This is a genomic window from Rhodospirillales bacterium (genome assembly GCA_018666775.1).
Lineage (GTDB): Bacteria > Pseudomonadota > Alphaproteobacteria > SMXQ01 > SMXQ01 > JABIXC01.
This window is the reverse complement of the sequence record JABIXC010000017.1, coordinates 77,543-99,740: the sequence shown is the minus strand read 5'-3', so window position 1 is coordinate 99,740 and position 22,198 is coordinate 77,543. Positions and strand designations below refer to the sequence as shown.

The 22,198-nt window shown below is 51.1% G+C and carries 19 protein-coding genes and 2 tRNA genes; 4 read left to right on the top strand and 17 right to left on the bottom strand.

The genetic code is table 11. The annotated features are described in order from the left end of the window. Positions 1–30 precede the first annotated feature (30 nt). From HOJ08_08470 to HOJ08_08410, 13 genes are all read right to left on the bottom strand, one after another. Positions 31–672: a DUF2231 domain-containing protein gene (locus HOJ08_08470; GenBank protein ID MBT5673466.1), complete on the bottom strand. Its 642-nt coding sequence runs from the start codon at positions 670–672 to the stop codon at positions 31–33. 115 nt (positions 673–787) lie between these two features. Next, positions 788–2,167: a multicopper oxidase family protein gene (locus tag HOJ08_08465; GenBank protein ID MBT5673465.1), complete on the bottom strand. Its 1,380-nt coding sequence runs from the start codon at positions 2,165–2,167 to the stop codon at positions 788–790. A 415-nt stretch (positions 2,168–2,582) separates the two neighbouring features. Further along, on the bottom strand, positions 2,583–3,407 hold the full coding sequence (locus HOJ08_08460) for a hypothetical protein (GenBank protein ID MBT5673464.1): 825 nt from the start codon (positions 3,405–3,407) through the stop codon (positions 2,583–2,585). Positions 3,408–3,412: 5 nt separating this feature from the next. After that, positions 3,413–4,303 carry a hypothetical protein gene (locus tag HOJ08_08455; protein ID MBT5673463.1) on the bottom strand — a complete coding sequence of 297 codons (891 nt, stop codon included), beginning with the start codon at positions 4,301–4,303 and terminating at the stop codon, positions 3,413–3,415. A 400-nt stretch (positions 4,304–4,703) separates the two neighbouring features. Then, positions 4,704–4,779 (bottom strand) — tRNA-Val (locus HOJ08_08450). 150 nt (positions 4,780–4,929) lie between these two features. Beyond that, entirely contained in the window at positions 4,930–5,208 is a 279-nt protein-coding gene (locus tag HOJ08_08445) for an HU family DNA-binding protein (GenBank protein MBT5673462.1), read from the bottom strand. A gap of 294 nt (positions 5,209–5,502) precedes the next feature. Next, complete coding sequence (gene lon, locus HOJ08_08440) at positions 5,503–7,899, bottom strand: endopeptidase La (protein MBT5673461.1); 2,397 nt, start codon at positions 7,897–7,899, stop codon at positions 5,503–5,505. A gap of 208 nt (positions 7,900–8,107) precedes the next feature. After that, a complete protein-coding gene (gene clpX, locus HOJ08_08435) occupies positions 8,108–9,364 on the bottom strand; it encodes an ATP-dependent Clp protease ATP-binding subunit ClpX (protein ID MBT5673460.1) in 1,257 nt (418 codons plus the stop codon). Positions 9,365–9,672: 308 nt separating this feature from the next. After that, positions 9,673–10,332, bottom strand: coding sequence for an ATP-dependent Clp endopeptidase proteolytic subunit ClpP (gene clpP, locus HOJ08_08430; protein ID MBT5673459.1), 660 nt, complete (start codon positions 10,330–10,332; stop codon positions 9,673–9,675). Between the two features lie 59 nt (positions 10,333–10,391). Continuing rightward, on the bottom strand, positions 10,392–11,981 hold the full coding sequence (locus HOJ08_08425) for a trigger factor (protein MBT5673458.1): 1,590 nt from the start codon (positions 11,979–11,981) through the stop codon (positions 10,392–10,394). Between the two features lie 257 nt (positions 11,982–12,238). Continuing rightward, a tRNA-Leu gene (locus HOJ08_08420) sits at positions 12,239–12,323 on the bottom strand. Positions 12,324–12,519: 196 nt separating this feature from the next. Then, positions 12,520–12,786 (bottom strand): hypothetical protein, encoded by a 267-nt coding sequence (locus HOJ08_08415; GenBank protein ID MBT5673457.1) that lies wholly within the window; start codon positions 12,784–12,786, stop codon positions 12,520–12,522. Positions 12,787–13,011: 225 nt separating this feature from the next. After that, positions 13,012–14,553 (bottom strand): NAD(P)H-hydrate dehydratase, encoded by a 1,542-nt coding sequence (locus HOJ08_08410; protein ID MBT5673456.1) that lies wholly within the window; start codon positions 14,551–14,553, stop codon positions 13,012–13,014. A 358-nt stretch (positions 14,554–14,911) separates the two neighbouring features. On the opposite strand from HOJ08_08410, the gene HOJ08_08405 reads away from it, so the two are divergent. Then, positions 14,912–16,162: a D-amino acid dehydrogenase gene (locus tag HOJ08_08405; GenBank protein ID MBT5673455.1), complete on the top strand. Its 1,251-nt coding sequence runs from the start codon at positions 14,912–14,914 to the stop codon at positions 16,160–16,162. A gap of 7 nt (positions 16,163–16,169) precedes the next feature. Here HOJ08_08405 and HOJ08_08400 read toward each other — a convergent pair whose 3' ends face one another. Further along, positions 16,170–17,048, bottom strand: a complete 879-nt coding sequence (locus tag HOJ08_08400) for a polysaccharide deacetylase family protein (GenBank protein MBT5673454.1) — start codon at positions 17,046–17,048, stop codon at positions 16,170–16,172. Between the two features lie 76 nt (positions 17,049–17,124). On the opposite strand from HOJ08_08400, the gene HOJ08_08395 reads away from it, so the two are divergent. Genes HOJ08_08395 through HOJ08_08385 form a run of 3 tightly spaced genes read left to right on the top strand, consistent with a single transcriptional unit; the run spans position 17,125 to position 19,293 of the window. Further along, positions 17,125–17,895: an SDR family oxidoreductase gene (locus HOJ08_08395; protein ID MBT5673453.1), complete on the top strand. Its 771-nt coding sequence runs from the start codon at positions 17,125–17,127 to the stop codon at positions 17,893–17,895. A 1-nt stretch (position 17,896) separates the two neighbouring features. Continuing rightward, positions 17,897–18,364 carry a VOC family protein gene (locus tag HOJ08_08390; GenBank protein ID MBT5673452.1) on the top strand — a complete coding sequence of 156 codons (468 nt, stop codon included), beginning with the start codon at positions 17,897–17,899 and terminating at the stop codon, positions 18,362–18,364. After that, complete coding sequence (locus HOJ08_08385; GenBank protein MBT5673451.1) at positions 18,361–19,293, top strand: fumarylacetoacetate hydrolase family protein; 933 nt, start codon at positions 18,361–18,363, stop codon at positions 19,291–19,293. The genes HOJ08_08390 and HOJ08_08385 overlap by 4 nt, the downstream gene beginning before the upstream one ends. A 30-nt stretch (positions 19,294–19,323) precedes the next feature. On the opposite strand, the gene HOJ08_08380 is transcribed toward HOJ08_08385, so the two are convergent. The 3 genes from HOJ08_08380 to HOJ08_08370 all read right to left on the bottom strand — a co-directional run bounded on the left by HOJ08_08380 (position 19,324) and on the right by HOJ08_08370 (position 22,174). Continuing rightward, on the bottom strand, positions 19,324–20,574 hold the full coding sequence (locus tag HOJ08_08380) for an extradiol dioxygenase (GenBank protein ID MBT5673450.1): 1,251 nt from the start codon (positions 20,572–20,574) through the stop codon (positions 19,324–19,326). Between the two features lie 33 nt (positions 20,575–20,607). Beyond that, the gene (locus HOJ08_08375) at positions 20,608–21,567 is read right to left on the bottom strand and encodes a hypothetical protein (GenBank protein ID MBT5673449.1); all 960 of its coding nucleotides are present in this window, start codon (positions 21,565–21,567) and stop codon (positions 20,608–20,610) included. A 142-nt stretch (positions 21,568–21,709) separates the two neighbouring features. Then, entirely contained in the window at positions 21,710–22,174 is a 465-nt protein-coding gene (locus HOJ08_08370) for a hypothetical protein (protein MBT5673448.1), read from the bottom strand. Between the last annotated feature and the right edge of the window lie 24 nt (positions 22,175–22,198).

Sequence of the window (22,198 nt, the reverse complement as noted above, 5' to 3'; positions counted from 1 at the left end):
TTGTTACAGCCCCATAACCACGGATTTCTATTAATGTGGGTGCCCATCGGAATTGTCATGCTTAGGGGGGGCTTTTGCGGTGGGTTTAGGGGGGTGTTCCTCCACCGCTTCATGTGGGTGCCCATCGGAATTGTCATGCTTAGGGGGGGCTTTTGCCATGGGTTTCGCCGGGTGTTCCTCCACCGCTTCATGCCCGTGCCCATGCCCGTCGCTTTTCCCGTCGCTGGAACTTGAAGGCAGCGAAGATACCCCAAGGCCATGTTGGAAAACCAGTTCCCCGCCTTTGAATCCCGTAATCCCGAGAAGAAAAACGGCAAGAAAAACAGACCAGAAGAAAGGCCAGCCTGACCTGCGTTTTTGCCTAAGGACCCAGATCCTCCAGATCGCCAAAACACACCAAACCAGAGCCGTCACGACGGCAAAATTACGGTGATCAATCATTGCTAAATGAGACGGTGCATCATGGGCGACGGTGTTAAAGGCATAAAATCCGGCGCCAACCGTTGGCAGTAACGATATGGCCCCGATAATCAGGTTCCAGTTACCCACCACACGGCACTTTTCCGCCCACGGGTGCACCCTTGCAACAAAAAGCAGCAGTGCGGCCGTTATCAGGAGCGCAACGGTGAAATGAACAAAAACAGGATGTAAAACATGCATGGATTCGAACATTTGAATGCATTCCCGAAAATTAAAACAATCAAAAAATTTAGTTCAAGATATTAAGCGGCGTTTTTGTGGCATTGCAAGTGCCGGTTCAATTCTCTGTATTTTCCTAATCGAAAAATCAATTTACATGGATCCACGTCGTCATGCCGCTTGATGCATGTTCAAGCATATGGCAATGCAGGAGCCACTTGCCAGGATTGTCCGCTATGAAGGCAATGGTTGCCGTTGTATTCCCATCCATCAGTAACGTGTCTCTGAGAGGGCCCATCTTGCCGTTGAGGTAAACTTGGCGGAAATGAAACCCATGAAGGTGCATGGCATGGGGCCATCCAGTTTCATTTATCATTTCAATCTGAACCGTTTTTCCCCGTTGTGCGTCGATTAAAGGGGTGTCTGGCATATCGACCCGTCCATTAAAGGCCCAAACCTTTCCTGCATTCACAAGCTGTCTCATCCCCATCATTTCACCGCCCATCCGTGCGCCCCGCATGCGTCCCATGGCCCCACCTTCCATCCGCAAGCTTACTTTTTGTGGGTTGGTTTTTGGATCGATTGGTAAAACCGGGTTTGCTGGCAATGCTCTTGGCGTCGGAAGCATGGAATGTCGCTTAATGCCATCTACTGTAAAGCCAACAATTTGATGTTGGCCTTCTCGGCCAATTGAATAGACATGCGCCGTTTCACCTTCGAGCGCCGAAACATCAACAATCAAGTCGATGCGTTGCGCAGGGGCGAGGACCAATTGTTTGATCGAAGTTGGGGTATCCAGGGGTTGTCCATCAAGGGCGATAACCCACCCGGTCAGTCCTTTCAGGTTTAGTGAGAAAATTCGTGAATTCGACGAATTTATAAGGCGCAATCGTAGGCGCTCATTCTTTTTTACAGTGCGAGAATAAGAGGCCTCTCCATTAACGGTTAGCCAGTTTCCCAGCCGTCCCCCATGGGACATATCCATCACAGCTTCGAAACTGTCATTGATTTGACCTGTTTTGTCGAGCCGCCAATCATCAATGATGAGTGTTTCATCTGTATCGACTTCAGGCGGGTTATTTTCTTCGACAATAAGTGCGCCATAAAGGCCGCGGGCCATTTGCTCCGACGTTTTGTTATGGGGGTGGTACCAATAGGTTCCGGCATCAGGAACAACAAAGTCATAGGTAAAAGAATTGTTGGGCCGCACAACGGTTTGCGTTAATTCTGGCACCCCATCCATTTTATTGTCGATCCTGATACCATGCCAATGAACCGTCGATGCCTGAGGCAAAAGATTTACAAAATCACGGCGAATGCGCGCGCCTTGGCGAAGTCTCAGCTCAGGTCCAGGTGTGTGGCCTCCATATCCCCAAATTTCTGTTTTAGGATACTGACCTGGAAGCAACTGAACCGATCCCGCTTTCGCCACCAATTTTTGATTTTCAGGAGTCATGGCTCCTATAGCGGGGGTGGAAATTACAAATGCAGAGGTTCCAGCTATAAATTGTCGTCTGGTAAGTTTCATTTCTATTCCCAGGGGTTAGACGGGTACTCGACGAGCACCGCGATATTGCTATTTATCCAAATCAAAAAAAATCTAGGGGGGGCAGTCCATCGTCATATAAATTGGCCCAATCAAGGTGCCACCTAATTGAGGCCTAATTGAGGCCCAATAGATGGCCAATTGAAGACCGATTGATAACTTGGTTCATCTGATTCAAGGTTTTAAGCGGCATTTTTGCAATAATGCAAGCCCCAGCCTATATGGCGGGCGATGACGGACTCGAACCGCCGACCCTCTCGGTGTAACCAAGACGCTCCCCCTAGCTGGCGCCCTGATAGAGGATGATGGGCCAATATCCCCTCAATTTTGAATCATGGCCACTGTGCTTTTTGGAAGGGGGCATGCGGTTGTTATAGGATGCGATAACGCGAACAAATCATTGGACAGAAAGAACCAACTGAAATGGGCCACTATCGAACTCGGCCGCATTGGTGCCCGTGACAGACACGGTCATGCCTTGAGAAACAGTAATCGTCGCGTCCATGACGGTGGATTGGTCTGTCATGGTAATGGCAGAGGTAAAAGCTTGGACCCCCAAAATTCCATCTGCACCGGCCTGAGTACATTCCGCCGCAGTTGCAAGATGTTGATTTGAATCCAGTAGATAAACTGTCAGTTGGCCTACCGTCGCAGACGTTGTATTTGAATGATCACCGCCAGAAAAATCCGTCAATTCTGTTGTCACGGTCCCGGGCGTTCCTGGCGAAGCAGAGCAGGTATAAGTATTTGCGGAATTTGAACCTTCATTATCCGTTGTCGCCGTCTTGGTCACACAATACTGATCCGTGATATCGGTATGGGAGGCCCCAAAATCAAGGCTTCCTTTAATCAAAAATGTATTGTTCATACGCATATATCCGTGCGTATAGGTGCCGTTAGGGGGACGCGTAAACGTTCCAGACGGCGTGCTTGTTCCACCGTTTTGAACTTCAACCAACGACCCTGCAGAACTTGTAAACACAGTATGACAGTTTGGCGCATCGACAACCGCCGTTGTCGTCGGGGCAGTCGGTGCCGCGGTACAAACCCCCATTTCATACACCGTAATTCCATAATAGGTTGGCTCGGTGTAGCAATAATCCCCTGATCCTAATCCAGTCACATCACCGCTGGTACATGTCAGCTCTGCAGCGTGAGATGGTGTTGTAAAAACAACCGCGCCAAGGCAAAAAATAACGAGTAGAAATTTAAACTGTTTCATATTCTCTAGTTCCCCGTAACTTGCGCTGAGAATTCTTTTTGTTTGATGATTTTGTTTTCCCGACGCACCGGCCTGTAACGTTCGTAATCAATTTCCTTAAAGCTGTATGCCGTGTCCGCCACCTGGAACATTGACGGTCCGGTGTCTTTCTGGTTGAGGGCCCAAGTAAACGAGATCTTTACCCAGTTATCATCATCGCGCGCGTCATTTTTATAAAAGGTGCGCCCTGCATCAATTGTAAGGTTTTTGAATAACTGCCCCCTCAACGAAAGCTTCTCGCCGCTCAAATCCGCGGCCGTGCCATCGCCTTCCCAGGCAAAATAATTGTAATTAATTTTTGCTCCGGGGAAATATGGCAACGCAAGTTCGGCACGAATATCCATCCCATCTAGGGCTTTGGAATCAGTACCACTCCGGTCCTCACGATAATCCGAAAGCCCAAGGTATCTGTTAAAGCCGAAACCAAAAATGGATGATTTTGCTTCGAAGCCAAATCCCCAGCGCTTATGATCGTTCGGAAATTCGTGATCATAAAAACTGTTTACGCCAAACAGCAACTTTTTATTGAGCATAAATTGGCGGTAGCCAATCCCTAAGTTCACAGTTTTTCTGTGATCAAAATAACTGAAGCCCAACTGATTGAAAAAGTAGCCATCGCGCTGTCCGGCATTATCATAAGCTTTCACCGCCAATATTTCATAGGACGATCCGGCAAGGGAATCCCCGGCTCTGGCTGATGTCTCGACATAATCGACGAACGGCGAAACAACCGTCTTTGACAGCCCTTCCGCAATTTTTGCGCCGTGGTCTGCCAGTTTGCTTTTTAAAGCGCCTCCGGCATCGTCGGATTTGGCGATCGATATGCCGTCTTGGACGAGGGACCGTATTTGCCCCACCGTTTCTCATTTTTTGTCACCAGCAATGGCTGGCACAGTGGCCATCGCCAAACAAATTGCAATAGCGATACCATCACGATGCCAGTACCCTTTCCACGAATTCTCAGGCATAAGCCCCTCTTTGCTCACTGTTGATCTCTGCCGTTTATATTAAATTGGGCATTCGCCTTACTTGCGAACACACGCCGAATGGCGGCCCCTTTGAAAAGATGTCGTAATCGTCCCGCCCCCCGGAACATACAAATTGCTAAGCCATTGTATAATAGCCATTAAATATTGTTTTTTGGTTAAAACACATGGTTTCCAATGCGCTGCACGAGATTTTTTTAATTTTGAAGAAACTGCGCATCCTGAAATGCAGCTTGGTAATTCTACAATAGTCAGGAAATGGGCCATGCGATGGTGGGCGGTGACGGGCTCGAACCGCCGACCCTCTCGGTGTAAACGAGACGCTCTTCCAACTGAGCTAACCGCCCTATAGGGTGTGATGTCGCCTGATAGGGCAACATATAAGGCCTTCAAACAAAAAATAACAGGGCCAAATGTAAAGATCAAAAACCGGCACTAAGAATCAAAAAGGCCGACTGCTAAACCAGCAATCGGCCTTTTCAATTGGTTCATAAAGACTAGCGGTTGTTGACCGCGTCTTTGAGCCCTTTACCAGCCTTAAACTTGGGCTGGTTTGAAGCAGGAATCTGAATGCTTTCGCCGGTACGTGGATTACGACCAACAGAAGCTTTTCTGGCGACGACATTAAATGTGCCAAAGCCTACGAGCCGCACATCATCACCGCCTTTTAATGTTCCGGTGATTGTCTCGAAAACGCAATCAACGGCCTTAGTTGAATCAGCCTTGGAAAGTCCGGACGACGATGCAACTGCCGCTACGAGATCATTTTTGTTCACTGGCAACCCCCTCTGTAAGATTATTCGTCAAAACATAAATGCGTGGCACCTATGCACGCGTGAAGTCTAAGCAACTCAACGGGTAGACGTCAATCGAAGAAGACCGGTTATCAACAGGTTTTTTCATTTTTTTTGCTTGAATTTGTTTTATAAATTTTTCCATAAATGGAAAGTGAATCAAAACAGCACGCTGTTTTTTTCGATTTCACAAAACAGAAAAACCGCGACACCATAAACTGATGCCGCGGCTCTATAATTGATTATGCCATTAATTCAATGCGTAACAACGTTATCTCAATGCGTGACCACACCATGGTCTGAGCCCTTTTCACCGGCAGCGATGTCGGCAGGGTCAATCCATTCAATGGGAACCAGGGGATTCACCAGCGCTTTTTCCAGAACTTCATCCAATGACGAAACCGGAATAATTTCCATACCCCGTTTCACATTATCGGGAATATCGTCGAGATCTTTTTCATTATCCTTTGGAATGAGGACGGTTTTGATTCCGCCGCGAAGGGCTGCGAGTAATTTTTCCTTCAATCCGCCAATCGGAAACACACTGCCACGCAGGGTAATTTCACCCGTCATGGCCACGTCTCTGCGCACCGGGTTGGATGTCAGAACAGAGACAATGGATGTTGCCATGGCAACACCCGCTGATGGGCCATCCTTTGGTGTGGCACCTTCGGGAACGTGAACGTGGATTGACTTGCTATCAAACACCGTTGGCTTGACGCCAAACTTGAGCAGGCGTGAGCGCACATATGAATCTGCTGCCTGAACCGATTCCTGCATCACATCACCAAGCTTGCCGGTGTGTTTGATGGGGCCCTTGCCCGGCACAATAACCGCTTCAATGGACAGCAATTCGCCACCCACTTCTGTCCAGGCAAGCCCCGTGGTCAGGCCGACCATATCTTCGGCCTCAACCTCACCAAAGCGATAACGGCGCACCCCGGAATAGGTTTTGAGGTTGCGGCGGGTGATTTTAACCTTTGTCGTCTTTGTCGACACAATTTCCTTCACCGCCTTGCGCTGCAGGGTTGCCAGCTCGCGTTCAAGGTTACGAACACCGGCTTCGCGCGTGTAATAACGGATCAGATCAAGCAATGCGTCATCAGAAATTGCCCATTCATCCTTCTTCAGGCCATGGGATTTCATGATTTTCGGGATCAGATGCCGTTTTGCGATCTCTCGCTTTTCATCTTCGGTGTACCCGGGAATACGGATGATCTCCATGCGATCCATCAGGGGCTGGGGCATCCGTAGCGTATTTGCCGTCGTCAGGAACATGACATCGGAAAGATCGTAATCAACCTCTAGATAATGATCGTTAAAGGTCGAATTTTGTTCCGGGTCCAGCACTTCCAGAAGTGCCGATGAAGGATCCCCGCGAAAATCGGCGCCCAGCTTGTCAATTTCATCAAGCAGAAACAGGGGGTTTGACGATTTTGCCTTACGCATGCCCTGAACCACTTTGCCCGGCATTGACCCAATATAGGTCCGCCTGTGGCCCCGTATTTCGGCTTCATCCCGCACACCGCCCAGAGACATGCGAACGAAATTCCGCCCAGTTGCGCGGGCGACAGATTTGCCAAGCGACGTTTTACCAACACCCGGAGGTCCAACAAGGCACAGGATTGGGCCGTTGAGTTTCTTCACCCGCTGCTGCACGGCCAAATACTCAAGAATGCGTTCTTTGACTTTTTCCAGACCATAATGATCTTCGTTGAGAATTTTCTCGGCAGCGTTGATGTCATTTTTGACGCGCGTGCGCTTTTTCCAGGGAATGCCCAGAATCCAGTCGAGGTAGTTGCGCACCACCGTGGCTTCCGCCGACATTGGGCCCATGGAGCGCAGTTTTTTCAGCTCCCCTACGGCCTTTTCCTCGGCTTCCTTGGTAAGCCTCGTTTTCTTGATTTTTTCTTCCAACTCGCCCAGCTCATCCTTGCCGTCTTCGCCTTCACCCAGTTCTTTCTGGATCGCTTTGAGCTGTTCGTTCAAATAATATTCGCGCTGGGTCTTTTCCATCTGGCGCTTGACCCGGTTGCGAATGCGCTTTTCCACCTGAAGCACGCCAATTTCTGATTCCATGAAGGACAGAACTTTTTCCAGGCGCAGGGCAACACTGTCAATTTCCAGAATTTCCTGCTTTTCCGAAACCTTGAGTGCCAGGTGGGATGCCACCGTATCGGCAAGCCTTGGCGGTTCATCGATCTGGTTGAGAGACACAACCACTTCGGGGGGAATCTTTTTGTTGAGCTTGATGTATTGTTCAAACTGGGTAATGACCGAACGGGACAACGCTTCGAGTTCTTTGGGATCAGAATCCTGCTCTGGGATAGATTGGGCGTAGGCCTGATAGAAATCGCCTTTTTCTTCATAGGATTGGATGCGCGCGCGTGATCCACCTTCCATCAGGACCTTAACGGTGCCATCGGGTAATTTCAGCAACTGCAAAATAGTGCCAACAGTACCAACCGCATGGATATCATCGGGCTTCGGATCATCCATGCCAGCGTCTTTCTGGGCCACAAGCAGAATTTGCTTGTCTTCCTTCATGACACTTTCAAGGGCATGAACCGATTTTTCCCGGCCGACAAACAGCGGCACAATCATATGGGGGAAAACCACGATATCACGCAGTGGAAGAACGGGGTAAAGAACGCCTTCAGAGGGTTCGAGCATAGCCAGTTTTAGACCTCAACCGTTAAAAACATAAAATCATACACGAATAATCCAACAGAATGGTTAATCAACCTGTCAGACACAAAAATCCGCGTCACACCATATGTGGTGGTGGTGCAGAATAAATCAAGGGGCAATTATGTACAAAAATGGCATGGGCGAAAGTGCCTGTTAAAGCTGCCAATTGCGCGTGATAAGGGGCGTTTAATCAGGCGCTGTCTTCGCGGCGATCGGAATAGATGTAAAGCGGTTTTGAACGCTCATCCACCACTTCGCCATTGATGACGATTTCTTCGACGCCTTCAAGGCCCGGCAGATCAAACATCGGCTCCAGAAGAATCCCTTCCATGATTGATCGCAATCCACGGGCGCCCGTTTTGCGCGCAACGGCTTTCTGCGCAATGGTCTTCAGCGCATCTTCCGTAAAATCGAGGGCCACTTCTTCCATTTCAAATAAAAGCTGGTACTGTTTAACCAATGCATTCTTCGGTTCTGTCAGAATCTGGATCAGCGCATCTTCATCAAGATCCATCAGGGTCGCAACCACCGGCAAACGACCGACAAATTCCGGAATAAGGCCAAACCCCAAAAGGTCTTCTGGTTCGACATCACGCAGGACCTCACCGGTCAATTTATCTTCCGGTGCACTGACCTCGGCGCCAAAACCGATGGACGTGCTTATTCCACGCGCTGAAATAATTTTTTCAAGGCCGGCAAATGCCCCACCACAGATAAACAGGATGTTGGTTGTATCCACTTGCAGGAATTCCTGCTGGGGATGCTTGCGCCCACCCTGGGGCGGCACGGATGCAACGGTCCCTTCCATGATCTTCAAAAGGGCCTGCTGGACACCTTCACCCGATACATCACGGGTGATGGAGGGGTTGTCTGATTTGCGGCTGATTTTGTCCACTTCGTCGATATAGACGATGCCACGCTGGGCGCGTTCAACATTATAATCTGCGGCCTGCAACAATTTAAGGATGATGTTTTCAACATCTTCGCCCACGTAACCCGCTTCGGTCAGCGTGGTCGCATCGGCCATCGTAAAGGGCACATCAAGGATTCGGGCCAGCGTCTGGGCCAGCAGGGTCTTGCCACAACCGGTGGGGCCAACCAGTAAGATATTTGATTTGGCCAATTCAACATCATTGGACTTGGAGCCATGGGCCAGGCGTTTGTAATGGTTGTGAACAGCAACCGAAAGCACGCGCTTGGCGTGCGGCTGGCCGATCACATAATCATCCAACACCGTGCAGATGTCTTGGGGCGAGGGCACCCCATCCTGAGAGCGAACAAGGGTTGTCTTGTGCTCTTCACGAATGATGTCCATGCATAATTCAACGCATTCATCACAGATGAATACCGTTGGGCCTGCAATAAGCTTGCGCACTTCGTGCTGGCTTTTGCCGCAGAACGAACAATATAAGGTGTTCCTGGAATCACTGCCGGTGGACTTGTTCATGGATTCTCCGTCATCCTCGTGAGGCCATCAATGAAAGGCACATCACAGCCTAATAAAAACGTTTTGCGCTTGTCTGGGGACTTAACCCCCTTCGCTTCAACCATCTTTGCCACAGCCTGAGGGCACACTTCAAATAAAAACAAGATTTTATCCACAGGCAATTACAACAATTCAGAAACAAAAAAGGAACAAACCAAGAAAACAACACAAAAACGCATCATAATAAATGATGTTCTCTGTGTCCAATTCTTAACAGAACACACAATTAGGCTATCGATAAGGCTTCAAGATTTCGTTAAAGGGCGTCTTTAATCTTTATCGCCGCCATCAGAACTGCTGTCAGAATCGTCCTCTTTGACCGGCCTTGATACGACCACTTCGTCAATAAGACCAAATTCTTTTGCGGCTTCCGGGGTCATAAATTTATCCCGTTCCACGGCATCAGAAATCACATCCACGGATTGGCCTGTGTGGTCGGCATAAATTTCATTCAACCGGGAACGCAATGCCAGAATTTCACGGGCCTGAATTTCAATATCTGTTGCCTGACCCTGCGCACCGCCTGAGGGCTGGTGAATCATGATGCGCGAATTGGGCAGGCAAAACCGCTTGCCTTTTGCGCCCGCGGCTAACAAAAGCGACCCCATTGATGCGGCCTGGCCGGTGCACACGGTAGAAACATCAGGCCGGATGTATTGCATGGTGTCATAAATGGCCAACCCTGACGTCACCACCCCACCGGGGGAATTGATGTAGATCGAGATGTCCTTGTTGGGGCTTTCTGCTTCCAGAAATAGCAACTGTGCGCACACCACACTGGCCACCGAGTCTTCAATGGGACCGACAAGGAAAATGATGCGTTCCTTCAGAAGCCGCGAATAGATGTCATAGGCACGCTCACCCCGGTTGGTCTGTTCGACCACCATGGGAACAAGATTCTGCATAATAAAATCTGACGGTTCGCTCATCGGTTTTGGGCCCTTATTTGTGTCAACTGATTGAAGGTACAAAGTTACGCTGCAAAACGTTACTTTTTAGCTTCTTTTTTCTTTGCAGGTGCTTTCTTTTTGGCATCTGCTTTTTTAGGAGCGGCTTTTTTAGGGGCGGCTTTTTTAGGGGCGGCTTTTTTAGGGGCGGCTTTTTTCTTCGCCTTGGCCTTGGGTTTGCCCTCATCTTCACCCGCACTTTCGCCGGGTTCTGCCATCAGCTCGTCGGCGGTGACGGACTTGTCGCTGACCGATGCCAATTCAAGAACAAAATCGATCACTTTGTCTTCAAACAAAGGTGCGCGCAGTTGTTCTCTGGCTGCGGGGTCCTTTTGATAGAATTCAACCACCTGCTGTTCCTGGCCCGGGAAACGCTGGGCTTCGGTAACGACCGCACGGTTTAATTCTTCATCAGCAACCGTGATGTTATTTTCCCGGCCGGTTTCTGTCAGCAATAAGCCGAGACGCACCCGGCGTGCGGCAATACCGCGGTATTCTTCTTTCAATTCATCGACTGTTTTGCCTGATTCTTTCAGGAACTCCTGAAAGCGTGCCTGAGCAGCAGGATCGACTTTTTGGTCAGCCGCCCCCTGATCTCCGTGATCATGGCCTTCATGATCGCCATGGTCATGGCCTTCGTGATCTTGTTCCGGGCTTTCCAGCGGCTCACCTGAAATATTTTGCCAGATTTGGGCAAATTCATGGTCGGCCATGCGGGCCGGAATTTCAAAATTGGCCAAATCGGCAAGCTGATCAAGAAGGCTGCGCTTCAGACGGTTACGGGAAATTGACCCATATTCAGATCCCATCCGTTCGCGAATGGCGTCTTTCATGGCATCAAGGGATTCCAGCCCTGCAGCCTTGGCCAATTCATCATTGATCTCGATCCCTTTGCGAACCCGCAATTCCTTAACATCGATTTCAAATTCAGCGTCCTTGCCGGCCATATCTTCGGCACCATAATCGGTTGGGAACGTCACCTTGATCTTGCGATTTTCCCCGGGCTTTGCACCCACGACTTGTTCAATGAAGCCGGGAATGAAGTTTTGGGAATCCAGTTCAAGCTGGAAATCCTTGGCGGCACCGCCAGGAAATTCGACACCGTCCACGCGGCCTGTGAAATCAACCAAAAGCGCGTCTTCTGTGACGGATGCGCGGTCTTCATCGGTTTTTTCGAAAACTTTTTGTTCTGCTGCAATCCGCTCAAGCGCTTCATCAACCATGGAATCTTCAAGTGCGACCACAGGGTTTTCAAGCTTGATCTTGGCAAAATCAACAGGTTCGATGTCTGGCATGATTTCAATGGTGATCGAATAAACCAGATCCTTGCCTTCATCAAAATTTTCGATCTTGACCTGGGGCTGCATGGCAGGACGCAGGTCCTTTTCTTTCATGACCTCAGCCGAGCTGTCCGAAAGGGCGCGTTCAAGAACTTCACCCATGATGCGCGGTCCATACTGCTTGCGCAGGATATTCGCGGGCACATGACCTGGGCGGAAGCCCGGCATTTTGACAGTCTTGCCCAATTCCGCGAGACGTTCGGACACTTTGCCCTCAATATCATCAGCTGGAACCGTAATGGTGAATTGCCGCGTTAAAGGGGTTTCAATTTTTATTTCTTCGACCTGCATCAGGATCTCGCTCTCTTGCTATTGTCTAACGTGTTTCAGTGTTCAATCACCTAGCACTTCTTTGCTTGCTCAATCTTGTTTCCAAAACCGGCATAAAGTACCAGAAAAAACAGAACCTTCGGGAACATCAGAAAATGTTGTTCTTCGGAAATTCGAAAATCGGGCCGGTGTTATCAGAAATCCGAGCCCCTGACCAGTCCCCAACACCCACACAGTGCTATTATCGTGCCGATGGTCATCTAATTCTGGTCCAAAAATGGTGCGGGCGGGGAGACTCGAACTCCCACTTCCGTAGAAACAGGCACCTAAAGCCTGCGCGTCTACCAATTCCGCCACGCCCGCACGAAGCCACTTTGACTGGAAACTAGACCTGAATCGTAAAAAAAGCCCGGCCATGATCTCATCGGGACACTATCACAAGCTTATGGCAGGAAAGATCAGAAAAAAGAAGAACCCGTGTTGAAAAAATTCAGACACGTCAAAGGGCGTGATGCCAAACCGGCATCATCAAGCAGGGACTAACATTTTGGAAAACCGCTTATGCCTGTACCAGCTGCGGTTCACGATATTGTTCTGCAAAGCAGCTGAGAGAGAGCATCCTTGGGCCTTCTTCCATCACATGCTTATCGCTGCGCCCGATGCTCAGCTGATAGCGTACGTGAGGAATGCCAAAGGAATCGTCTCCGATCGAGAGTACTGTTGCTGTTTCAACCGTTCTGTCACGGTGAACGCGACGGTACACGCTACCTGCGCAAATCGCTTCCATACCTGTTTCCCGTTTGAACAAATTCATGTTCATCCACATTGTCGTCAAAGCCCCTAAACAAATTCACTATAAAATTCTTTGGTTCGACCCTGCCAAATTAGCCCCCTATCCTTTAAGAAGAGGTTAAGCAAAACATCCAAAAAATATAAAAATTTCAATAAGTTCTAGGTAATTTTATAACTTAAAAAAGAACTTGGTTGGGCACCTTGAAAAAGGCCCCTGAAAATACACGACAAAATAGGTAAATGAGATGAACAAAGGGGCTCAGGCGGCCCCTTTCAGATCACGAAGCGCGCCCGGAACCAGATCCGGTAAATCTTCAGCAATCAATCCTGGGCCGAAAGCAGATGCTGAAGCGCCATGAACCCACGCTGCCATGGCGGCTGCATCATAGGCCCCTACCCCCTGGGCCAGCAGCCCGACAATCAAGCCAGCCAGAACATCCCCGCTCCCGCCCGTGGCAAGGGTTGGCGGCGCATTGGCATTGATGCAGACCCGGCCATCGGGGGATGCGATCACTGAATCTGGCCCTTTCAGCAAGACAACAGCCCCGCTTCGAAGGGCTGCTTCACGGGCCCGATCGAGCTTGTTTTCCTGATTTATATCTGAAAACAAACGGCGAAATTCACCTTCATGGGGGGTTATAACCACGGCACCGCCACCCGCATTACAATCAGTAATAGCCGTAAATAATTCGCTCGACCTGCCCTCAAAAACGGTGAGGGCATCGGCATCCAGACACACCTGTTTGCCAAGCCCCAAAGCCCCCAAAACATGGGCATGGGTCCTGCGATCAACACCGTAGCCCGGCCCCAAAAGAACCGCGCGCTTGCGGGGGTCCGCCAGACATTTGGCGAAATCGCCAACTTTATTCACGGGTTCAACCAAAACAGCAGACAGGGCATTGGCATAAATCGGCACAACGCCTTCGTCGCAGACCACACTGACAAGCCCCGCACCGATGCGTTGGGCCGCGCGTGCCGCAAGCCTTGCCGCCCCGGTCATAACCGTGCCACCACCGACCACCCCATGACCGCGACTGTATTTATGATCGCTATAGTCGGCCCATGGGAAACGCTTTCCCCATAAAGCAGGGCCATTTTCGGATGCTTTTGGCTTAATGGTCTCAAGCACGTCCCCCATGATGCCAATATCCAGCACCACGACCTCGCCACATACCCCACGCCCCGGGAACAGCAAATGGCCCGGTTTTTTAAGGAAAAATGTCACGCTCAGGGCGGCTTGGGCCGCAATACCCAAAACCTGCCCGGTATTGCCATGGATGCCACTGGGCACATCAATGGCGATGGTTTCCAGATTTCCATGGGCAATGGCCTCAATCACAGCTTTGGCCTCACCGTCCAGAGGGCGGCTGAGCCCAGCACCAAACAGCGCATCGACTACCAGCGCGGCACCATCAAGGGTTTCAGGTTCCATCGCCTCTATCTTGCCGACACCCTCTATTTCTTGCCAGCGCCTGGCGTTAAGCGCCGCATCCCCCGCCAAATCATGCACCACCCCAAGCAAGGCCACCCGTACAGGCCAGCCTGCCCGATTAAGATAGCGGGCAACCACAAACCCATCGCCACCGTTATTACCGGGGCCACAAAGCACGACAACGGGGCGCGGCGTATAGCGGCTGGCGATGACCTCAAAAACACCCCGGCCAGCCACTTCCATCAAAACATCGCCAGAAATGCCGCCTTCAATGGTTATGCGGTCGGCCTCGGCCATTTCAGCGACGGTGAGAAGGTCCGGTTCCGGTGAAGCGACACCGCCATCAGTGCCAATAATCTGGAAATCCATTTTTTCCTGGATGGCAAAGAAATCGCCGGGCTCAAGATCGATGCCTTCGGCCTTCGCCGCCTTCAAAACATCGTTTTGACGGGCCGCCGGAATAACCCCGCGATCAACCCAACCCTGCACGGTCGTGGGCGGCACCCGTTTATCGCCATGACGCGAAAGCAGCCGTGCGGTCGGACGCACACCACCAAACAGGGCAATAATTTTTTGGGCCGGGTTCATGACCGTACGCTTGTACGTAAAATACGTACAAATAGCAAGCACATCAATTAAATGCCAAACGGGGCATAAGGATGCTTGAGCCAACCCGCACGCATGGCTATTTTCACGTTCCAACCAAGCTGCCCAAAGGAAGTCATTCGTGAAAACTATTGTGCTGGGCGCCGGAGTCATCGGCGTAAGCGCCGCCTATTACCTGTCTCGTGCCGGACATGAGGTGGTGGTTGTCGATCGCCAGGCCGAACCTGCCATGGAAACCAGCTTTGCCAATGGCGGGCAGGTGTCGGCGTCCCATGCCTGGCCGTGGTCAAACCCGAAAACCCTTTGGGATCTTTTGTCATGGGTTGGGCGCAAAGATGCCCCCCTTGCCTTCACACCCAATCTGGACCCTGCCTTTTGGTCCTTCCTGATCCAGTTTCTCGCCAATTGCAGATCAAAACGTTCAGCCGCCAATGCCGCTGCTGCATTAAGCCTTGCCCTTTATAATCGCCAGCTTTTGGCTGACTTAAGAGAAGAAACAAACATCAGCTTCGATGCTGAAGACAAAGGCGTTTTGCACCTATATCGCAATGCCAAAGACCTTGATCGGGCGTCCAAAACTGCCCTTGTGTTCCGGGATATGGGCCTGAACATTGAGGCAATCGATGGTCAGGCTTGTGCAAAAATAGAACCCGCACTCGCGCATCAAAGCAAAAAACTGGCCGGTGGCATTTACAGCCCCGATGACCTGTCTGGTGATGCCCACGCCTTCACGACAGGGCTTGCCCAAATTGCCGCTGACAATGGCGTTGAATTTCAGATGAACACCAACATCATCCGCCTATCTGCTATCGGCGACGCCATTACCGGTGTCATGACGGACCGGGGCATGATTACCGGCAACCGATATGTTCTGGCGCTGGGCAGTTATTCACCCTTGTTGCTGAAACCATTGGGCATCAAAATTCCGGTTTACCCCACCAAGGGATATTCCGCGACAATCCCCCTTTCAAAACCAGACTGCGCGCCACGGGTTTCCATCACCGATGACGACAACAAAATTGTCATCAGCCGATTCCAGGACCAATTGCGTATTGCCGGCACGGCAGAATTCAACCGCTACAATACCGACATCAACATGCCCCGCGCCGAAGCCGTGCTCGATGCCGGCATGAAATTATTTCCCCGCGCCTTCAAAAAGAAAGATGCTGAATTCTGGGCGGGCCTTCGCCCCCTGACCCCGGACGGCATCCCCGTCATTGGCAAAACCCGCTTTACCAATCTGTTTCTGAACACCGGTCACGGGACGCTTGGCTGGACGCTGGCTTGCGCTTCCGCAAAAATTATTGCGGATATCGCAACAAACCGCGAAACCGATATTGATATTTCCGCATTTCGGGAAAATCGCTTCTAAAAAACCTTTAAACGGTTGGTTTTCCATCTAAATATTGAGCGATAATATCATCTGATGTGGCGCACCAAACATCGTCATGGCTGGTGATATGGGTCAAAACGGCTTCGAACGCACCGATCCTGTGGGGCACCCCGATCACAAAGGGGTGTATGGCCATGGGCATCACCCGGCCCGATTCCTTGCCCTCGCGGTACAGGGTATCAAAGGTCCGGATCAACATGTCGGCATAATCATCAGGGGTAAACCCGCGCCGGGTAAAGGCCCCCTTGTCATGGGTTTCCCCACCAAAGGGCAGTGCCGCCATGGGGGAACCGTCTTTAGTGGCAACATCCAGCAAGAAGGGCTGATCGTCATTCAGCCAATCTGCCGTATAGGTGATGCCTTCGCTTGATAGATGTTCAAGCGTGTCCCAGGTTTCTGCCATGGACGCCCCAAGCCAGCCAGTGGGGCGTTGGCCCGTGGCTTTTTCGATCACGTTTAAGGTTTCAGCGATCACCTTTCTTTCTTGATCGGCGGGCACTTTATCAAGGGGGCGGGTATTGCTTTGGCAATGGCCAATCACCCCCCAATCGAGTTTCATCAATTCTTCGACGATGCGGGGATGGTGATCACAAATTTCAGCATTGAGCGCCGCCGTCCCCGGCACGCTCAGGCGCTTCATCACCTCCATCACCCGAAACACCCCGACCCGATTGCCATAATCCGTGCGCGACCAACCGGGTACATTGGGAACAGCGCCACCTGCTTGGGGCACTGGTTCATCCAGAGGGAAAAATTCCAGATTAACCGCAACCCATACCGCAACCCGGGCACCATTGGGCCAATGGATTGGCGGTCGATCAATGGTCGGGACATATGGAAAAGGACCATAAGGTGTTGGTTGCATGTTATTCTCCCCTGAAACAAGCTAGTGTCATCTTCAGACAATAATGACGCAAAAATGCGCAGGGAACACCATGGATATAAAAAATACAGCGGCCATCATAACCGGATCGGCCACAGGGATCGGAGCAGCGACTGCCCAAGGGCTTGCCGCGCGGGGCTGTTCTGTCGTTATCAATTACACAAAAAGCAAAGAAGAAGCCGAAGCCACGGTGGAGGTTTGCCGTGAATTGGGCGGACAGGCCATCGCCTTTTGCGCAGATGTATCCAAAGATGATGATTGTCAGGCCATGGCAGCCGCTGCCATGGAACACTTCGGAAGGCTTGATATTCTGGTCAATTCCGCTGGCACCACCAAATTTGTGCCCCTCCACGACCTTGATGGCCTGAATGCCGACGATTTCCAACGCATCTATGGCGTCAATGTCATCGGCCCCTTTCAGATGGCAAAGGCCTGTGCGCCCCATTTAAAGGCCAGCGGCAATGGTGCCATTGTCAATGTATCGTCCACGGCCGGTGTCTTTGGATCGGGCAGTTCCATTGCCTATGGTGCATCAAAAGGCGCGCTGAACACCATGACCAAATCCCTTGCCCGCGCCCTTGCCCCGGAAATTCGGGTCAATGCCGTCTGCCCGGGCTTTGTCCAGACCAGGTGGATGCGCAACCATCTGGGCGAAGAAAAATATGCGGCCCATATTGCCCGCTGGGAAGATACCGCGCCTTTGGAAAAAGCCGCCACCCCCGAAGAGGTTGCCGATATTGTCATCAGCTTTATCGAAGGTGCCGACATTGTCACCGGCCAGATCATGGTTTGTGATGCCGGGGCCAGTCTTGGGGGACGGAAACGCTAATATGACGGATCCCCTAAATGCGCCTTACCGGCTTTCCCACGGCACTTTGGAATGCCGATCACTGGTAGCAACCCGGCCTTTTTATGAGGAATTCCTGGGCTTTGACTGTGTCCGCCATGGCAGGCGGTCCATGCTTTTGCGCAAAGGGGGCTATTGGGCCATCGTCTGCGTCGAAGCCGGTGATAAAATCCGCCCCCAAGGGTTATGGAACCACTGGGGACTGGACCTTGAAAGCAAGGAAGCGGTCGATGATGCCCATGGGCGCGCGCATGAATTCAGTGAAACCTACGGCATCGACAAAATCACACAGCCCGGCATGCGCCATGGCACCTATCAATTCCATTTCCGCGATCAAGATGGCAATTGGTGGGAATTTCAATTCGTGGAAAAAGACCGCTACGATCAGTTCTTTGAACAAGGCGACACCTTCAATGCCGATGGCACGCCCAAAGCGGAAAGCAATTCATGAAACTGGTGAGCATCCGATCAGAAAATGGCCTTAAACCCGGTGCTCTTATTGGGGAAAATGTCCTTGATTTCACCAAGGCAGCAGCCCTTTTTCCCAAATGTGGCCCTGTGGGCAAAAGCCTGAAGCACATTTTGTCTCTTGGCCAAGCCGGGCTTGATACCGCCAAGGCCCTGATCGATGCCGCAACAGGGGAAAGCGATGTCTTCAGCGATGTCTTCAGCCCTGTAAAAAGCACGCCCCTGGCATGTCCCCTGCCCGATCCCGGCATCATCATCTGCGCCGGGCAAACGTACCGCAGCCATGTCCTTGAAATGTCGAAGCGCCGGGGGATTAAAAACCCGGAAATGCCCGAAACCCCCCGGGGATTCCTGAAAAACCCCAATGCCGTGATTGGCCCGGGTGATGATATTGTTTTGCCCGCATCCCATCCTAATCATGTCGATTTTGAAGGCGAATTTGCCTTTGTCATTGGCAAAGACTGCCATGACATTGCGGGGGTGGATGCCATGGACTATGTCGCAGGCTATACCCTGATCAATGATGTTTCCGCCCGCGATTGGGCCGGGGGCAAGGGCACGCGGGACCAAACCTTGCTGGGGAAACAATTCCCGACCTTTTGCCCGTTGGGTCCTGTGCTGGCCACCAAAGATGAAATCCCCAATCCCGCATCCGTGGTGTTGACCACGCATTTAAATGGGGAACTGATGCAAACCGGCAGAGCCGATGATTTATTGTTTCCGATGGAAGAAATTCTGTCGTGGTATTCACGGTTTTATCAATTTCGCGCTGGCGACATCATCACCACCGGCACGCCAGGCGGCACCGGCCATGGGCGTGATCCAAAGATCTTCCTTGCCCCCGGTGATCGCATTGAAATCAGCGTGGATGGCATTGGAACCTTAACAAATAACGTTAAGTCTAAATTTTAATATTATGATTTTACAGTATATTATGGAATTCTAATTCCATGGCCCCAACAAGGGCTCACCCATATAAACATCTGAAAGCGGCTCTACTGTTTCGGGCCAATCACCCTGTTTAACGGGGCGGCGTTCGGTCTGGGCACGGGGCTTTCCGTCCCACCCAACTTGTTCCATATAATAGAACAGCTGGATGGCGTGGCCATCTGGATCAATGACAAAGATGTTATAATCCATGCCCGGCGTCATTTCCGGGGGCAATTCACGCAAGGTGAAGCCCTTTGCTTCAAAGAAGGCAACCGCATCGAGCAATTGTTGGTAATTGGCCAATTGCACCCCAAAGGTCTGGGTCGTGGTGTGGTCAGACAAGCCCAGCTTTGCACGCAGTTCAATGGGGGAAAGCACTAAAGAATGATGCTCGGTGTTGCTACGCAGGAAAACCACCCGCTCACCTTCGCATTGGGTTTCTTCGGTGACGATAAAGCCCATTTTTCCCACATAAAAATCAAGGGAGGCGGCAAGATCCTTCACAAACAGGCCAACCGGGCCAATTTTCACAATTTTAAAGGGCCGTGGCATCAAAATGCCTTGGACATCGAACTCAAACGGCAAATGGCTTTCGTCATAGCGATAGCCGCTCATGATATCGATGCCCTTTTCCATGGCGTCATCGACCTCTTGGGCCTCGCCAATTTGGGGCAGATCGGGGACATCATGGAATTCCCGATAGAACATGTCCCAGGGCTTTGATTTACCGGTCCAGCCCACCTGTTCAATGCCGTAATAAATTTCGTTGATGTGCCCGTCCGGGTCCCACAAATAGGTGTGCCAATTGGACCCCGGCATATCGCGGCCCGTGCGCACCATACGGCAGCCCTCAGATTCCAGCCAACGGTGGCCGTTGACCACTTCTTCCAAAGAGCCCACCTGCCAGGTCAACTGGTTAATGGTGTTGCCCGGCCAGAAACGCCGGCCTTCTGGATCACCTGCAATGCGGTGGCGATGGTTATAAAGCGCCAAAGCATGATGGTCTGATGCATAGCGTGCAAAATAACGCTTACAGTCGCCAAGATCGGCAAATTCAGGTGGATTGGCTTCTCCCTTAAAGGGGTCGGCAAAATCGGTGATCTTGAAGCCCAGCAAATCCGTATAGAAACGGACCATTTCGGTCTGATCCTGTGTATTGATGCCGAAATGCCCAAGACGCCTGATTTTGAAGGGCTGATCCATCAAGATCCCGCCTACATCAAACTTGCCGTCCTTATTCGCCGCCGCGCCCTGCGCTGCCATTATGCGATCCCCCAAGATGGTTAGTGTTGTCTTTTATTGTGCGGCGGCCGTGACCTGGGGCCGATATTTTTCACGCAGTTCTTTCCATTTTTCTGCGCGTGCCTTCATGGCCTTGTCCACTTCTGGGGGAATTTCTACGAAAGGCGGACGCAATGGCCCCGGATTACAATAGCCAGCATAAGCAATGGAGATTTTCGATGCGGTTTCACGCCAGGACAAATTCGCCTTGCGGTCTGTCGCCACCGGGGAAAGGTCCCACATGATTTCTTTGGCCAAATCCTTGTTGCCACTAACCACGGCCTGATGCAGGGCCAATAAGGGTTCCGGGCCCTGCCAGGCATCAATGGACCAAAAACCTGCCGCACCCAGTTCATAGAAGGGATGGAACTGGAACTGGCTACAGAAAATCGACATATGGCCCTTGACGATTTCCTGCAATTTCATGAACTGCATGGTATCGCGGTGGCTGTCTTTCATGGCGACGACATTTGGAATTTTGATCAGTTCTTCAAAACACGGCACCGGCAGGGTCACGTTATGCAATGCCGGATTGTGATAGATCATGATGCCAAGCTTGGGGAACCGTTCTGCGATGTCCTTGTAGAAGCGCAACGCGTTATCCACGGTGGATGGGAAATAGAAGGGCACGCCGATCAAAACCCCATAAGCCCCAATTTCATTGGCATATTCCATGCGCTGTAAGGCTTCCCTTGAATTCAGGGCCGTACAGCCAACAAAGATGGGCACCCGCTTGTCAGCGATTTCAACCACAGCCCGGTTAAGGGTCTTGAATTCATCCCACAGCAGGGTGTGAAATTCGCCAAAGCTGCCACAGGTGGAAACCACCCCGGCGCCATCAGAAATCATCTGGTTAAGGCCTGCTTCGAGGCGGTTCACATCGACGGTATCCTTGGCATCAATCGATGCGGCATCGTCGGTGGCAAAGGCTGGCATCATCGCCATAACGCCTGAAAGATCAGAACAACTTACCATTGGTTTTCTCCCTATAAATTGCCAGCAAACTGGCAATGCTCGCCTGAAAGCAGCGATGCTTGTTGAATAATTTCGTATTGGCCCCAGTTTACACCAAAATCACAGAGGGGGGCAAATCTCATAGGGGGGCACCCCCTGAAAATCAGGATTTTGGCGTGATTGTCCAGCTGCGGTCATCAACGTTCAATTCACCATCGGCAAAATTGATGTTCATGCGCATGGTGCCTTCATTGCGCTGCCACGGTGTCACCGTCATGATCCGCTGACCGGCCTTCGTATAAGGTTCTGCATTGGCGATGCGTTTGGCCGCAGCCGTGGATTTAGCCCGGATGATGATCATGCCAACGCCCACACGTTCACCTAATTCATTCATGAACGGGCCTGCACCAAACAAAATCCCCTTGCGTTCCAGATCCACCAGATAATCGTGATGTTCGCTGCGGATGCGCTTGGGTGATTTGCGCAGTTTGGGCGGATTTTCCGGCGCCGACATCCAGCACACATAACATTGTTCCCGGGCCAGTTGGATCCCGAAACTGGCCCGATTTAAAGGCACGGCTTTTTTAGCTACTTTTTTGGCTGGTTTTTTTTTGGCAGGTTTTACCATTTTTTATGCTGCTCCTGAGATTTC